This window comes from Polaribacter filamentus, assembly GCF_002943715.1.
GTDB classification, from domain to species: domain Bacteria; phylum Bacteroidota; class Bacteroidia; order Flavobacteriales; family Flavobacteriaceae; genus Polaribacter; species Polaribacter filamentus.
The window spans coordinates 328481-343826 of sequence record NZ_MQUA01000014.1 but is presented as its reverse complement, the minus strand read 5'-3'; the positions used below and the strand labels follow the sequence as shown (position 1 = coordinate 343826).

Sequence of the window (15346 nt, the reverse complement as noted above, 5' to 3'; positions counted from 1 at the left end):
AATGAAACATTTATATATAGTACTATTTTCATTCGCTTTTCTAGCTTGTGGACATCAAGAGAAAAATACAACTAAAAAAGTAGAAGCCGCGGTTAACGAAAGCAAAATTACGATTAGTAAAGCCCAGTTTGAAAGCGAAAAAATGGAATTCGGCGAACTTTCTGAACAAAGTTTTAACACTGTGATAAGAACAAACGGTATGATAGACGTTCCGCCAGAAAATAAATTCAGTGTAAATACTTTCATAGGTGGATATGTAACTAAAATTCCGCTTTTAATTGGTGACAAAGTAACAAAAGGTCAATTAGTAGCTAGTTTAGAAAGCATTGAATTTGTAGAGATACAGCAACAATATTTAGAAGTTGCTGAACAACTTATCTATCTAGAAAACGAATATACTCGACAAAAAACATTGTTTGATGAACAAATTACATCGCAAAAAAACTACCTAAAAGCAGAAAGTAGCTACAAAAGTAATTTGGCAACTTATAATGGTTTACGTCAAAAATTACAAATGATAAATATTAATCCAAATGCTGTTGGACGAGGAGAAATAACATCCACCATAAATTTATATGCGCCTATAAATGGATATATAACTAAAGTAAATGTAAGCAATGGCACCTTTATATCTTCTGCAAATGAGCTGTTAGAAATTGTGAATACGAATCATATTCATCTTGAATTATCCGTTTTTGAAAAAGATATTTTAAAGATTAAAAAAGAACAAAAAATACTTTTTAAAGTGCCTGAAGCGTCAGATAAAGTGCATGATGCAGCAGTGTATTTGGTTGGCACATCTGTCAGTAATGACAGAACAATTAAAGTTCATGGTCATATACATGAAGAAGAAAAGACGAAATTTATTACAGGAATGTTTGTAGAGGCAGATATCATTTGCGATTCTAAAAAAAAGATTTCGCTCCCAAAAAGTGCCATTATACAAAACGAGGACAACTATTTTGCTTTAGTTTTAAAAGATAAAAAGGATAATAAGTATCAGTTTAAAAAAGTGAAATTAAATGTTGGTTTGCAAGACGAGAATTATGTACAAGTAAAAAATTATGCGGTATTAGAAAACAAAAAAATACTGACCAAAGGTATTTTTATGTTATTAAATAGTTTTTCTGAATAGTAAAATAAGCCCACAATCAATAAAATCATTTTTAAATCATTTTTAAATCAAAAAAACTAAATTCATTTTTTAAAACTGAAGATCAAGTACTCCTAAAAAAAAGAAAATTAAACAATTAAAAGCTATTTTTTGACTTTCTTAGAATGCTTTTTGATACTTTAGCTAAATTAATATCTAAAAAATTAGACCATGAAAAAAATCGTTTTATTTATTCTTTTATTTACAACCACAATATCATTTGCTCAAGAAAAAGAAGAAACATATCCACAAGACATTAATAAAAAATATGAAATAAAATTAAATGCATTTAGCTTAATTGTGTTCTCTTCTTTGGACGTTTCTTATGAATATTTATTAAACAAAGACTCTTCTTTTGGTGTTGGAGTTTTCTATAATTTTAATGATGTTAATGATAATTTGTACTACCCTAAAAAATTCTCTATAACGCCTTATTATAGATGGTTTTTTTCTGAAACAAGATTTGCAAGAGGTTTCTTTGTAGAAGGTTTTGGAATGCTAAACACTTATAAAGACGACTATTACTATGATTACATTGGGAATTATAACCCAAATCAACCAATAAAAGAAACAGACTTTGCTCTTGGTGTTTCTGTTGGTGGAAAATTTATAATAAAATCTGGATTTACTGCAGAAATATATGGTGGTGTTGGTAGAAACCTTTTTAATAACGATAATAATAGTCCTCTAGATAACGATTTAATTACTAGAGGCGGAATTTCTTTAGGATACAGGTTTTAAAAAACCCTATTAAAATTTCTTATTTTTGTACCATACTTTTACTATCAATGAAAAGTTATTAAATAAAAATACATCCTATGAAAAAAATAGTTTTAATTTTTACTTTATTTATAGGTTCTTTTGGCTTTGCACAACAAGAACTAAAATTAGACATTGCTGATGCCCTAATAATTAAAAGCATCGAATTTTCTTACGAAAAATATTTAACAGACGAATCTTCTATTGGAATTTCCGCGTTATTCAATTTAGCAGAACAATCTACTAATTTTAGATACAATGAAAACACGATGATTACTCCGTATTATCGTCATTATTTTACAACAAACTCTCAATGGAATTTGTTTGGTGAAGGTTTTTTGGGAATAAATTCTGGAAAGTATAAAGTTATAAGTATTGGGAACCCGGAAATAAGTTATGAAAAATATACAGATGGCGCTTTAGGTATTGCTGTAGGTACAAAATACATTGCAAGCGGTGGCTTAACAATTGATTTGTATGGTGGACTTGGTCGTAATTTATTTGGTTCTAACTCACCTGTTATCGTTCCAAGAATTGGTTTAAATGTTGGTTGGAGATTTTAAAACGAAGCTTTAAACCTTGCTAATAAAAAGTAAAAATCCGTTAGAAAATAATTTTCTAACGGATTTTTTTTATCCCTAAAGAAACAATGTTTCTACATTTTTTGCAACCACGTTTTAACGGCAACTGCTTCTTTAATTATTCCTTTTAAATCTACTATTGCAACGCGTTTTTGCTCCATAGAATCTCTATATCTAATCGTTACAGTATTATCTACTAACGTATCATGATCTACCGTAATACAAAAAGGCGTTCCGTTTGCGTCTTGTCTTCTATACCGTTTCCCAACAGCATCTTTTTCATCATAAAAAACATTAAAATCCCATTTTAAATCTTCCAAAATTTCACGAGCAACTTCTGGTAAGCCATCCTTTTTAACCAAAGGTAAAATTGCTGCTTTAAAAGGTGCTAAAACCGCTGGTAATTTTAGAACAGTTCTGCTCGTTCCGTTTTCTAAATCTTCTTCTACTAAAGAGTTAGAGAAAACAGCCAAAAACATTCTATCTAAACCAATAGAAGTCTCTACCACATAAGGGGTATAACTTCTATTTTCTTCATAATCAAAATACTGTAATTTCTTGCCAGAATATTCTTCATGTGCTTTTAAATCGAAATCTGTACGTGAGTGAATTCCTTCTAATTCTTTAAATCCGAAGGGAAAATTAAACTCGATATCTGCTGCTGCATCTGCATAATGAGCCAATTTATCATGGTCGTGAAAACGATAATTTTCTGGACCCATTCCTAAGCTTAAATGCCATTTTAAACGGGTTTCTTTCCAATGTTCATACCATTCTTTTTGAGTGCCTGGCTTTACAAAAAATTGCATTTCCATTTGCTCAAATTCACGCATTCTAAAAATAAATTGCCTTGCAACAATCTCATTTCTAAAGGCTTTACCTGTTTGCGCTATTCCGAAAGGAATTTTCATTCGTCCAGATTTTTGAACATTTAAAAAGTTTACAAAAATACCTTGAGCAGTTTCTGGTCTTAAATAAACTTGTGTCGAATTTTCTGCGGATGCACCAATCTGAGTTCCAAACATTAAATTAAACTGCTTCACTTCCGTCCAATTTCTAGAACCAGTTAAAGGATCTGCAATTTCTAATTCCTCAATTAACAATTTAACATCAGCTAAATCTTCAGTACTTAAAGACTTACCCATTCTTGCTAAAATCGTATTTATTTGTTCTTGATAACCAACAACTCTTGCATTAGTTGCTAAAAATTCCTCTTTATTAAAAGCGTCTCCAAAACGTTTTGCAGCTTTGTCTACTTCTTTATTTATTTTGCCTTCAATTTTAGCGCAATAATCTTCAATTAAAACATCAGCTCGGTAACGTTTTTTAGAGTCTTTATTATCAATTAAAGGGTCGTTAAAAGCATCTACATGCCCAGAAGCTTTCCATGTTGTAGGATGCATTAAAATCGAAGCGTCAATACCCACGATGTTTTCGTGCATTTGCACCATTGCTTTCCACCAATAATCTCTAATATTCTTCTTTAACTCAACTCCGTTTTGAGCATAGTCATAAACCGCACTTAATCCATCATATATTTCAGATGATTGAAATACATAACCGTATTCTTTTGCATGCGATAAAACTTTTTTAAAGTGATCTTCTTGTTTTGCCATAATGATCGCAAAGATACACGTTTAGTGAAATTTTTCAAGAAAAATCTAAACGACTTTTTTACAGCGATAAATAAATGCTGGAGGAATATTTAAAGGCTCGAATTCTAATGAAATTGACTCTTTAAATACATTCTTCAATTTTTTAAAATAGCTTAAACTATATTGATACTGTATAAAAGTACCATTCTGTTCTAGAGCTTCAAAAGATCTTTCTAATATTTTATTAGAAATTTCATCTGGTATTATTGCAAGCGGTAGACTAGAAATAATATAATTTACTTGATTAATATGTAATTTCTTTAATTCATCTGCAATATTTTCTGCGGATGCCTTTAAAACAACTAACCGCGGATGCTGTAATGCTTGTAATTGCTGATAAAAATTATCATTAATTTCAAAACAAATTAAGGTTGCTTTGGGTGATAAATTTTCCAAAATATATTTTGTAATTGCACCAGTCCCTGGACCCAATTCAACAATAACATCTGCTTTTGAGAAATTAATTTCTTTCAACATTCTTTTTGATAGAAACCTCGAGCTCGGAGTAACAGTACCTAATGTATTGATATTTTTCAGGGCTTCTTTTAAAAAATTTATTCGGCTAGACAATTGTTATTTCTTATTAATTAAGTATATTTCTAAAAAATTGTTCTGTAAAGATGAGACTTTTAAAAGACTTTTTCCATCTTTTTTATCCTAAATTATGCACTGTTTGTGAAGATAAATTAGTAGCAAACGAAACTACTATTTGTACTCTTTGCAGGCATGATTTACCTTTGACCGGTTTTCTAGATTATAAAAATAATAAGGTTACGCAAACTTTTTATGGAAGAATTCTTATTGAAAAAGCATTTTCTTTATTGCTCTACAGAAAAAAAGGAAGTACTCAAAAATTAATTCAAGATTTAAAATACAAAGGAAATGAAGAAATTGGTCTTTTCTTTGGGAATTGGTTAGGTGCAATTTTAAAAGAAAATAACGAATTTAAAACCATTGATTATATAGTTCCTGTGCCGTTACATCCAAAGAAATTAAGAGAAAGAGGATATAATCAGGTTACAAAATTTGGCAAAACAGTAAGCAAGCACCTAGAAATTGTCTATTTAGAAAATTATTTAATCAGAATTTCATCAGCCAAAACCCAAACTTTTAAAGCACGTTTTGAGCGTTTTAACAATATTGACACAAAGTTTCTTTTAACACACCCTTCCTTTTTTAATAACAAAAATATTTTATTGATTGATGATGTTATTACAACGGGCGCAACTTTAGAGGCGTGTGCAAAAGAATTTCTGAAATCTAAAAACTGTACCGTAAGTATTTTAACCATGGCATATACAGAGTAAGTTTTATGATTTTATATTCAAAAATTATTGTTAATTTGTATCAAATTTAATTTTGTGAAAATAGTTTATAGATTTCTTTTTTTATCAGTCTTACTTATTTTTGTTACCAATTGCGCAAGAACCGGTAGACCAGAAGGTGGCCCAAAAGATGAAAAAGCGCCTTTGTTCGTAACTTCTATTCCGCCTTATGAAACTGTAAAATTTAATAAAAAAGAAATTAAAATTAATTTTAATGAATACATTGTATTAAAAGATTTAAACAGCCAATTGGTAGTTTCTCCACCAATGAAAAACCTACCATTAATTTCGCCACAGGGTTCACCAAGCGAATACATAAAAATTGAAATTTTAGACACTTTACAGCCAAATACAACTTACATATTTAATTTTGGAAACGCAGTTCAAGACAATAACGAAGGCAATAAATTAGAGAATTTTAAGTATGTTTTTTCTACAGGAACGTACATCGATTCGTTAAAAACTTCTGGCAGTATAAAAGATGCTAAACTTGTTGAAGCTCCTAAAAATATAAATATTTTATTGTATCGATTAGACAGTACTTTTAACGATTCTATCATTTACAAAAAAAAACCTAATTACATTACAAGTACTTTAGATACTACTGTTTTTAAATTTACAAACCTTAGAAAAGGCAACTATTTAATGTTGGCTTTGCAAGAATCTATTAACGATTATATTTTTAATCCAGTAACGGAAAAAATTGGTTTTAGTACAGATACCATTCAGTTTCCAAGAGATAGTATTATCAAAAAACCAATTATTCTATTTAAAGAAGAACAACCTTATCAATTTAAAAGAGCAAAAGAAATTAGCAAAGGAAAAATAGAATTTGGTTTTGAAGGTGATGCAAAAAACATGCAAATAAAAGTACTTTCTAAAGTGCCAGATGACTTTAAAAGTATCTCAAAATTTGAAATTGACAAAGACACTTTAAACTTTTGGTTTACTCCTTTTGAAGCAGATTCTTTAAATTTCGAGGTTTCAAACAACAATTTCATAGATACTTTAACGGTAAGGTTGCGCAAAAACAAAATAGATTCTTTAATTATAAATTCATCTATCAGCAATATTTTAAATTTTAGAGATACCTTATTTTTAAATAGCAATAACCCAATCACAAAGATTGATACTAGTAAAATTAGCCTTTTTGATAAAGATACAATTGCTGTTAAATACACAACCTTACCTTCTGAAAAGAAAAATACAATAGGCATTATTTTTGATAAGGAACCTAAACAGAAATACAGTTTTACAGCTTTTCCTGATGCTTTTAATGATCTTTTTTTAAATAAAAATGATACTTTAAAATATCGTTTTATCACGAAAGAATTCGAAGATTACGGCAGGATTACAATGAATGTTAGCAATGTAAATTCTAAAAACTTAATTATTGAATTGATTACAGGAACTAAAAAAAACCTCGTTGTACAGCGCAATTTTCTAACCACTTCTAAATCCATTGTTTTTAATTTATTAGAACCCAAAAAATATACGATACGAATTATTATTGATGAAAATAAAAATAACAAATGGGACACTGGAAATTATCTAAAAAAGCAACTTCCTGAAATCATTTTGTATCATAAGGAAATAAATAATGCCGATTTAAGAGCCAATTTTTTCTTAGAAGAAAATTTTATAGTTGAATAAATAACCCTCGTAAAAAGACCTGAAAAATTTCTAAACTTTTTAGGTCTTATCAAAATAAATAGTTCTCGAATGCCCTAGAAGCGAAAGTATATTAGCTTTTATTGATTCAAAGCGTGTTCTAAATCAGCCAATAAATCTTCTTCATCTTCAATACCAACACTTAATCGAATTAAAGAATCTGTAATTCCGATTTTTAATCTTTCTGGCTCCGGAATTGATCCGTGCGTCATTGTTGTAGGATGACTCACTAAACTTTCTACACCTCCTAAAGATTCTGCCAGTGTGAATATCTTTGTGCTTTCTAAAAATTTAAAAGCAGCTGCTTTACTTTCATCTTTTAATTTAAAAGAAACCATGCCTCCAAAATCTTTCATTTGCTTTTTAGCAACTACATGATTTGGATGATTTTCAAAACCGGGATAATACACCATTCCTACTTTTGCATGATCTTTTAAAAAATTAGCAACTACTTTGCCGTTTTCGCAATGTCTTTGCATTCTAATGTGCAATGTTTTGATACCTCTTAAGGCTAAAAATGAGTCCATTGGACCAGCAATTGCACCCGCTGCAAACTGAATGAAATGGATTTCTTCTGCTAATTTAGCGTCTTTAACAATTAAAGCGCCCATTACTAAATCTGAATGACCTCCTAAATATTTTGTTGCAGAATGCATGGCTATATCTGCTCCTAAATCTAAAGGTAGCTGCAAATAAGGAGTCGCAAACGTATTATCTACTGCAATTAAAATATCAGAATTTGTATCTTTTACCACTGACGAAATTGCTGCGATGTCTGCAATTTTCATTAAAGGATTTGTGGGTGTTTCTATCCAAACTAATTTTGTTTTTTGTGTAATTGCATCCCTAACATTCGATGCAAGATTCATGTCTACGTAAGAAAATTCCAATCCGTATTTCATGAATAATCTTGTAAACATTCTGTACGTTCCACCGTATAAATCGTCACCCGCAATCACTTCATCACCCGGATTTAAGGTGCGTAAAACACAGTCTATTGCCGCTAATCCAGATGAAAAAGCAAAACCATGTGTGCCATTTTCTAAAGCTGCAAGACTATCTTCTAAAGCCGTTCGTGTAGGATTTGCACCTCTTGAATACGCATATCCTTTATGAACTCCAGGACTTGATTGTGCATACGTTGATGTTTGAAAAATTGGCGGCATTACAGCTCCGGTAGCTTCTTCGTGTTTTTGACCTCCGTGAATTGTTTTTGTGTTGAATTTCATTTTTTTAATTTTACGAATTGTCAACTACCAATTAAATATTCTCTGGTTGTTGTGTAAATTTCTTTATCAGTTTCCCAACCGTTAAACCCTGAACCAAAATTGAAAAAACGACTACGATGTAGGTAATTACTAAAAATAAATCGCGTTCCATGTCTTGCGTTAAACTCAATGCTAAAGCAATTGAAATTCCGCCACGTAAACCTCCCCAAGTCATAATTAAATTCGTTTTCGGAACAAAATCTAATTTTTCTGCATATAATTTTATCGGCAATAATAATGAAACATATCTGGCTACTAAGAGCAACGGAATTACCATAAATCCGGCTAAAATATAAGTTGTATCTAGTGTTAAAACTAAAATTTCCATCCCGATAAGTACAAATAGAATTGTGTTTAAAAGCACATCAATAAGTTCCCAAAATTTATCTACATAAAGTTCTGTAACCGCGCTCATAGAATTTTTTCTAACAGTATCTGTCCCTACTAATAAACCTGCTGTAACCATTGCTAGTGGAGCAGATAAATGAAAATGCTGGGCAACTAAAGTTCCGCCCATAACTGCAGCAAGCGTAATAATTACTTCTATATCGTAATCATCAATACTTTTAAGCAAACGATAGGTAATCCATCCAATAACAAGTCCAAATATGATTCCTCCAACAACTTCAGCAAGAAATAATTCTGCAATATGGCCTACAGAAATATCATTTCCACCACTTGCAATCTGATAAATAGTTAGAAAAATTACAACGCCAACTCCGTCATTAAACAAAGATTCTCCAACAATTTTTGTTTCCAATTTTTTTGGCGCACCTACTTTTTTCATTATCCCTAAAACCGCTATAGGATCTGTTGGTGAAATCAAAGCTCCAAAAAGTAAACAATAGATAAAATCTACATCAAGATTTACAATTTGAAGCGCGTAAAAAACGAAAATTCCTGCTAAAAAAGTAGAAATTAAAGTCCCTAATGTTGCAAAAATTAATACTGGCTTTCTTTGGATTTTTAATTGCTGAAAATTGGTGTGCAAAGCGCCTGCAAACAGCAGAAAACTTAACATAATATCTAAAAGCACCGTTTTAAAATCGATACTTGTAATCAATTCTCGCTCTTTAAGAAGCAGCGTGTCATCAAAATAACTTAACACAAAAACGCCTAAGGTGAACAATATGGTAATCAGCATTAAGCCAATTGCATTTGGCAACTTTAAAAAACGAGTATTTATGTACCCAAAAATGGCTGAAATCACTATTAATACAGTTGCTATCAAAAAATAATCCATAGAATATTACACGAATTTTTTGATGGATCTAATAATTCCGTAATGAATTCCTTCATGAAAATTATTAAAGGTAATTGCTGTTTCAATAGATGTTAAAACGAAACCAGTACTTGTTGGATATTCTGTAAAAGTCTCAAAAATACCTGCTTCATAATCTTCTTGTAAAGTATCTGGCAAACCTAAAAACAACTCTTTTACTTCTTCAAATTCTTCTTCTGTAAAGTGTGTTGTTGGTGCTGTTCCTTTTTTATATCCTTCGATTAATTCATCCGGACAAAGGCAATCTAAGTCGGCTAATTTGTAATGCAATAATTGTTGCGTTACCACTAAATGTGCCACGTTCCAAGCAATACTATTTTTAAAACCTGTTGGAATTTCGTGAATTTGAGCTAACGTTAAACCTTCTAATTGTTTTATAACAAGCGCTCTAGATACTCTTAAAATATCAAATTGTGTTTTCATACGTTCTTTATTTTTTTAAAACTACCATACATAAAATCATTATAAACGTTTTTTCTTCTGATGAAATTTTAAGTTTTGGATGTTCCGTTTTTATATGTAGTTTTGAAGATGTAAATATAATTTAATAAAATGAAGAAAGTCTACTTTTTACAAACTTGTGATACATGCCGAAGAATTTTAAAGGAGGTAAATACGTATGGTTTTGAGCGTCACGAAATAAAAGCGAATCCAGTGAATGCTACTCAATTAAAAGAAATGCACCAACTTTCTGGAAGTTATGGAGCATTATTTAACAAACGTGCAAAGTTATATACTGCAATGGATTTAAAAAATCAGTCTTTGTCAGAAGCTGATTACAAACAATTTATTTTGGATGAATACACGTTTTTAAAACGCCCAGTTTTTATAGTTGCTGATGAAATTTTTATTGGGAATAGCAAGAAAATTATTGAAGAATTGAAAAAGAAGATTAGTTAAAATTCATTAAGGATTAGAGAACTGAAGTTACTGATTTATTTGTTTACTTTACTTCTAATAATATCTGAAACTGTTCTTTTACTTTAAGCGCTATCACAACCTTTTTCAATCTCAATTCTTACGTCTTGGGTGCAATTTTGATATTTCCTTTTTGAAATTTGTTCAGAAATATATTCGTCTTTCTTTTTTGTAAAGTCTTATTTTAACTACTATTTAATTTAGTTTGAAGAAATATTAATATCCGAAGAAGAAATCATCGCCGCTAATTCATCTTTTGTAATCTTGGTTTTTAAGCCAAATAAAACAAGTTTATCGTCATTGCTATTTGTTCTAATAATGATTTCTGTGATATAATTATCTTTTTCAATAAAAAACATTTCGGCTTTACTTCCGTTGTCTTTTATGCGTGCAAAGGTTTTTAATTGATTTTTTTTAGTAAATTTCTTAAAATCTTTAGAGATGGTATTGTCTTTATTGTCAAAAATCATGACTTGAAAATCGCTCGATTTTTTTATAATATTCATTAAATCTCCATCTTTTTCATCATCTAAAAATGAACCCGCTAAAGAAGCAGATAAATTGATTGAAAAAGTTGATTTATCTTTATTTACAGTGTAAAATTTTTGAAAAGCTACTTCCTGAGCTGTTACACTGCCAATAAAAAGTGCAAATAAAATTGTTGTAATTCGTTTCATATGGTTTGTTTATTTTGAGACGATTACAAAAAGAGTTTGTTACAAACATCAGTTTTTTTTCAACCAAGTTTTAGCAAAAACTGTTACATTTTTTCTTGTTTTAAATCATTATTTAAAATAGGAATAGTTGCTAAAATTAAAGCTGCTATGGCGCCCGCTAGTTCCTATTTTGGAACCCCACATCAAACTGCTGTTCTGATAGGAAAACCAACTAACGTTACTCCAGAAACTACTAAAATGGCTACCTAATTGTAATTCGATTTGGCAGATTTCATTAAATTGAAAGTTCACCATTACTTTTCAAAATATTTGCAAGCTATTTGCTAATTAACTATTCTCAATTCTGATAAAACCTATTTTATCATTTTTTAAAAATTAAGTTGATTTATAAACCGCTATTAAGTTTTGAGCTTCTTTTTTTGCACTCCAGTTTTTTAGAATTTCTTCTCTTGCGTGTTTTCCTACATCCGGAGTTTCAGTATTCATCGCTTTTAACAAAAGGCTTTCTAATGCTGATGAATCTCCAGCTTTAAACAAATAACCGTTTTTCTGATCTGTAATTAAATCCGAATGAACTCCCACATTTTTTGTCGCAATTACAGCACATTCGCAAGACATCGCTTCTGCTGTAACTAAAGAAAATCCTTCCGAAAAACTGGGAGCAACCACAATTTTCGCTGCTTGATAATACGGAATAATGTCTCTTGTTTCATCAACAAAATAAACCTGATGCTCTATTTGATGTTTTTTAATAATTATTTTTAATTCTTCTAAAAAAGCAGGTTTGTCCACTTTACCAACAATTACCAAAGCCCAATTTTTATGGTCTTTTAATACTTTTGCTGCTTTTAATAAAACAAGTTGTCCTTTTGATTTTCTAACTCTGCCCGCATTTAAAATAATATTTTCTTGGAATACGCTTTCTACCTTTTTTTCTGAGTTTGGCACAAATTCATCAACTCGAACTCCATGACCCACCATCGTATTTTTAATTCCTAAATTAGTGCTCATACTTTTGATGAGCGTAATAACTTTATCTGCTTTTTTTAACAGGAATTTAGTTAAACCAGACGGAACGCTTTCTGCATGTCTTGTGGCGATTAATGTGAATTTTGCTCCTAAAAAACGAAACAACAACATTCTCATAATTTCATTATTCCTATGACAATGAACTACGGTTTTTACATCAGAAAATAAAATTGATCTTAGCTTTGAACCGGTTATTTGGGGTCCGTCGATATTTGAACCATGCACATAGGTTTCAAAATCATCCGTAAAAAAAGGTAGCACATTTTCTATACTTCTGGTAAGTCCTGTTTTTCGTTTATGAAAATGTGTATGAATTAATACTGGTTTCAAAATTTAATGTTAGCTATTAAAAGTTAGAAGTCGTTTAAGCAAATTTACGTTCTATAATCGCTAAAAAACGAGCTTCTAATTCCTCTTGTTTAGACCAATTATAATCGGGTTTTACCATTTTATCAATAAATTCTTTTGCTTCATTTAAAGACTTAAACGTATTTAATTGAGAAATTACTCTGTTATAATCTTCTTGCTGATTGTTAAAAAGGTTTTTAACAAATACAATTCTATCATTTAATCCTATTTGAATATTTGCTGTAAACTTGTCATTTAAAGATTTTGGTTGTGCATTTTCAAAAAAATCTGCCATTAAATCAACAGAAAAAGTGTCTTGCAACTCCTCTTCTAATGTTTTTGTTTTATTTACTTCAACCCTTATAACTTCACTCAAATAAGATTCTTCAATTTTTGGTTTAGAAAAAATAATTTCTTCTAATGCATCAAGAGGTTGCTCTAAAATTTCTTCAACTTTAACCGCTATCTTTTCTTCAATGATCACTTCTTGTTTAATTTCTTGAATTATTTCTTCGTCACCAGGCTCATCAACAAGACTATACAGTACTTTTTCTTCGACCGTAATTGACTCTTCAGTACTAATTTCAGCAACAAAACTATTTTCTTTTGCCTCAAAAGCTTGCGTAACTTTTTCTAACAATTCTTCTTTTGTTTCTTTTAAACCTGGTGTTGAGTTTACATATTCTTCAACAAATGCCAGAACCGATAATTTTTCATAAATTTCCTTCGCTTTTTGTTTTAACAAGAATACATTGTCCCTATTCTTCATCTGCAGAACACTGTGCGCTAAGCTTATTAAATCTGCCTCTAATTTTTTGTGCATAAGTTGTCGTTTGATTTTATTTTTTACTAGTAAATATCCCTAAATTTGCATCACGCAAAGTAACGCAAATTTATAACGCTTAAAATTACAAAATGTTTCTTGAAAATACAGTAAATCACACAGAACAATTTGGCTGGATTGAGGTTATTTGCGGCTCCATGTTTTCTGGTAAAACAGAAGAATTAATTAGACGTTTAAAACGCGCGCAGTTTGCGAAACAACGTGTAGAAATCTTTAAACCTGCTGTGGATACACGTTATGATATTGAGGAAGTTGTATCTCATAATGATAACAGAATTCGTTCAACTCCTGTGCCTATCGCATCAAATATTCGTTTGTTAGTAAATGATGTAGATGTTGTTGGTATTGATGAAGCGCAGTTTTTTGATGATGAAATCGTAGCCGTTTGTAACGATTTAGCAAATAGCGGAATTAGAGTTATTGTGGCTGGTTTAGACATGGATTTTAAAGGAAATCCTTTTGGACCAATGCCTGCTTTAATGGCGACTGCAGAATATGTAACAAAAGTACATGCAGTTTGCACACATACAGGAAATTTGGCGCATTATAGTTTTAGAAAAGCACAAAATGACAAATTAGTATTATTAGGCGAAATAGAAGAATACGAACCTTTAAGCAGAGCTGCTTACTACAAAGCAATCAAAAATAAACAAAAACAAATCTTGCCTTCTGATGAAAAAAAATCGGCTTCAAAAGATCCTGAATAAAGTGCTTCATATATGAATAATCATGTAACCGTTTTAGATATTGATGGAAATGCGCTAGAACACAACCTACATTATTTTAAGCAAAAATTAAAACCAGAAACCAAAATTTTAGCTGTGGTTAAGGCCTTCGGATACGGAAGTGATGGTGTTCAAGTTGCAGATTTTTTAAAGAATAAAGTAGATTATTTCGCGGTTGCGTACGCTTCTGAGGGAATTGCCTTGCGCGAAGCAGGTATACAAACTCCGATTTTAGTTTTACATCCACAAATACCAACTTTACAAGCTATTGTGGAGTATCAATTAGAACCAAATTTATACTGTTTTAAAGTTTTTGATACTTTTTTAGAATTAGCAAAGGAAGCTGCTTTAGTTGATTATCCCATTCATTTAAAGTTCAATACCGGGTTGAATAGATTAGGTTTTAAACATGCAGACATTTCTAAAATTTTATCGTGCTTAGAAGAAACCAATCATATAAAAGTGCAGTCTTTATTTTCTCATTTAGCAGCAAGTGAAGATTTAAACGAGCGGGATTTTACTACAAATCAGATCGCTAATTTTACATTCGTAGCGCAAGAGTTTTACAAAAACCTTAGCTATAAACCAATGTTGCATGTTTTAAATACATCCGGGGTTGTAAATTATTCTGATGCTCAATTTGATATGGTTCGCATTGGTATTGGATTGTATGGTTTTGGTAATGATGCAAAAGAAACATCACACTTAAAAAATACACATAATTTAACTTCCATTATTTCTCAAATCCATTCCATTGAACCGGGCGAAACAGTAGGCTACAACAGAGCTTTTGTTGCCACAGAGACTGTAAAATCTGCAACCATTCCTGTTGGTCATGCAGACGGAATTTCTAGAAGATTAGGCAATAAGAAAGGTTTTGTAATGATTAATAATCAAAAGGCAGCCATTATCGGTAATGTTTGTATGGATATGATTATGGTTGATATTACTAAAATTGAGTGCGAAGAAGGAGACAAAGTGATCATTTTTAACAACCAAGAAATGATAAAAAATATTGCTACAATTTCTGAAACTATTGTTTATGAAACGCTCACTGCTATTTCACCACGTGTTAAAAAGGTTTTAAAATATTAATTATTTTCGTGGCCTA

General features: G+C 30.6%; 17 protein-coding genes. 9 read left to right on the top strand and 8 right to left on the bottom strand.

Going from position 1 to position 15346, the window contains the following annotated elements; translation table 11 throughout:
• The first annotated feature begins 1 nt into the window (after position 1).
• From BST83_RS18230 to BST83_RS18220, 3 genes are all read left to right on the top strand, one after another.
• Positions 2–1135, top strand: a complete 1134-nt coding sequence (locus BST83_RS18230) for an efflux RND transporter periplasmic adaptor subunit (protein ID WP_104811169.1) — start codon at positions 2–4, stop codon at positions 1133–1135.
• A gap of 189 nt (positions 1136–1324) precedes the next feature.
• On the top strand, positions 1325–1894 hold the full coding sequence (locus BST83_RS18225) for a DUF3575 domain-containing protein (protein ID WP_104811168.1): 570 nt from the start codon (positions 1325–1327) through the stop codon (positions 1892–1894).
• Positions 1895–1971: 77 nt separating this feature from the next.
• The gene (locus BST83_RS18220; protein ID WP_104811167.1) at positions 1972–2475 is read left to right on the top strand and encodes a hypothetical protein; all 504 of its coding nucleotides are present in this window, start codon (positions 1972–1974) and stop codon (positions 2473–2475) included.
• A gap of 92 nt (positions 2476–2567) precedes the next feature.
• On the opposite strand, the gene BST83_RS18215 is transcribed toward BST83_RS18220, so the two are convergent.
• Together BST83_RS18215 and BST83_RS18210 are read right to left on the bottom strand one after the other, a co-directional pair.
• Positions 2568–4109, bottom strand: coding sequence for a glycine--tRNA ligase (locus BST83_RS18215; protein ID WP_104811166.1), 1542 nt, complete (start codon positions 4107–4109; stop codon positions 2568–2570).
• 45 nt (positions 4110–4154) lie between these two features.
• Positions 4155–4718: a class I SAM-dependent methyltransferase gene (locus BST83_RS18210; RefSeq protein ID WP_104811165.1), complete on the bottom strand. Its 564-nt coding sequence runs from the start codon at positions 4716–4718 to the stop codon at positions 4155–4157.
• Between the two features lie 50 nt (positions 4719–4768).
• Here BST83_RS18210 and BST83_RS18205 point away from each other — a divergent pair, with 50 nt between their 5' ends.
• Entirely contained in the window at positions 4769–5455 is a 687-nt protein-coding gene (locus tag BST83_RS18205; RefSeq protein WP_104811164.1) for a ComF family protein, read from the top strand.
• Positions 5456–5509: 54 nt separating this feature from the next.
• The gene (locus tag BST83_RS18200) at positions 5510–7126 is read left to right on the top strand and encodes an Ig-like domain-containing domain (RefSeq protein ID WP_104811163.1); all 1617 of its coding nucleotides are present in this window, start codon (positions 5510–5512) and stop codon (positions 7124–7126) included.
• 98 nt (positions 7127–7224) lie between these two features.
• Here BST83_RS18200 and BST83_RS18195 read toward each other — a convergent pair whose 3' ends face one another.
• Genes BST83_RS18195 through BST83_RS18185 form a run of 3 tightly spaced genes read right to left on the bottom strand, consistent with a single transcriptional unit; the run spans position 7225 to position 10117 of the window.
• Positions 7225–8373: a cystathionine gamma-synthase gene (locus BST83_RS18195; RefSeq protein ID WP_104811361.1), complete on the bottom strand. Its 1149-nt coding sequence runs from the start codon at positions 8371–8373 to the stop codon at positions 7225–7227.
• 31 nt (positions 8374–8404) lie between these two features.
• Positions 8405–9655, bottom strand: coding sequence for a cation:proton antiporter (locus BST83_RS18190; protein ID WP_104811162.1), 1251 nt, complete (start codon positions 9653–9655; stop codon positions 8405–8407).
• Between the two features lie 6 nt (positions 9656–9661).
• Entirely contained in the window at positions 9662–10117 is a 456-nt protein-coding gene (locus BST83_RS18185) for a DinB family protein (RefSeq protein ID WP_104811161.1), read from the bottom strand.
• 129 nt (positions 10118–10246) lie between these two features.
• Between BST83_RS18185 and BST83_RS18180 the strand changes: the two genes are divergently transcribed.
• Positions 10247–10594 carry an arsenate reductase family protein gene (locus BST83_RS18180; RefSeq protein WP_104811160.1) on the top strand — a complete coding sequence of 116 codons (348 nt, stop codon included), beginning with the start codon at positions 10247–10249 and terminating at the stop codon, positions 10592–10594.
• Between the two features lie 218 nt (positions 10595–10812).
• On the opposite strand, the gene BST83_RS18175 is transcribed toward BST83_RS18180, so the two are convergent.
• The gene (locus tag BST83_RS18175; RefSeq protein ID WP_104811159.1) at positions 10813–11289 is read right to left on the bottom strand and encodes a DUF4252 domain-containing protein; all 477 of its coding nucleotides are present in this window, start codon (positions 11287–11289) and stop codon (positions 10813–10815) included.
• 36 nt (positions 11290–11325) lie between these two features.
• Here BST83_RS18175 and BST83_RS18170 point away from each other — a divergent pair, with 36 nt between their 5' ends.
• Complete coding sequence (locus BST83_RS18170; RefSeq protein ID WP_104811158.1) at positions 11326–11538, top strand: hypothetical protein; 213 nt, start codon at positions 11326–11328, stop codon at positions 11536–11538.
• A gap of 126 nt (positions 11539–11664) precedes the next feature.
• Here BST83_RS18170 and BST83_RS18165 read toward each other — a convergent pair whose 3' ends face one another.
• Together BST83_RS18165 and BST83_RS18160 are read right to left on the bottom strand one after the other, a co-directional pair.
• Entirely contained in the window at positions 11665–12648 is a 984-nt protein-coding gene (locus tag BST83_RS18165) for a glycosyltransferase family 4 protein (protein ID WP_104811157.1), read from the bottom strand.
• Between the two features lie 34 nt (positions 12649–12682).
• Positions 12683–13489 carry a DUF8457 domain-containing protein gene (locus BST83_RS18160; RefSeq protein ID WP_104811156.1) on the bottom strand — a complete coding sequence of 269 codons (807 nt, stop codon included), beginning with the start codon at positions 13487–13489 and terminating at the stop codon, positions 12683–12685.
• A gap of 92 nt (positions 13490–13581) precedes the next feature.
• On the opposite strand from BST83_RS18160, the gene BST83_RS18155 reads away from it, so the two are divergent.
• Positions 13582–14217 carry a thymidine kinase gene (locus BST83_RS18155; RefSeq protein ID WP_104811155.1) on the top strand — a complete coding sequence of 212 codons (636 nt, stop codon included), beginning with the start codon at positions 13582–13584 and terminating at the stop codon, positions 14215–14217.
• 12 nt (positions 14218–14229) lie between these two features.
• On the top strand, positions 14230–15330 hold the full coding sequence (alr, locus tag BST83_RS18150; RefSeq protein WP_104811154.1) for an alanine racemase: 1101 nt from the start codon (positions 14230–14232) through the stop codon (positions 15328–15330).
• Positions 15331–15346 lie beyond the last annotated feature (16 nt).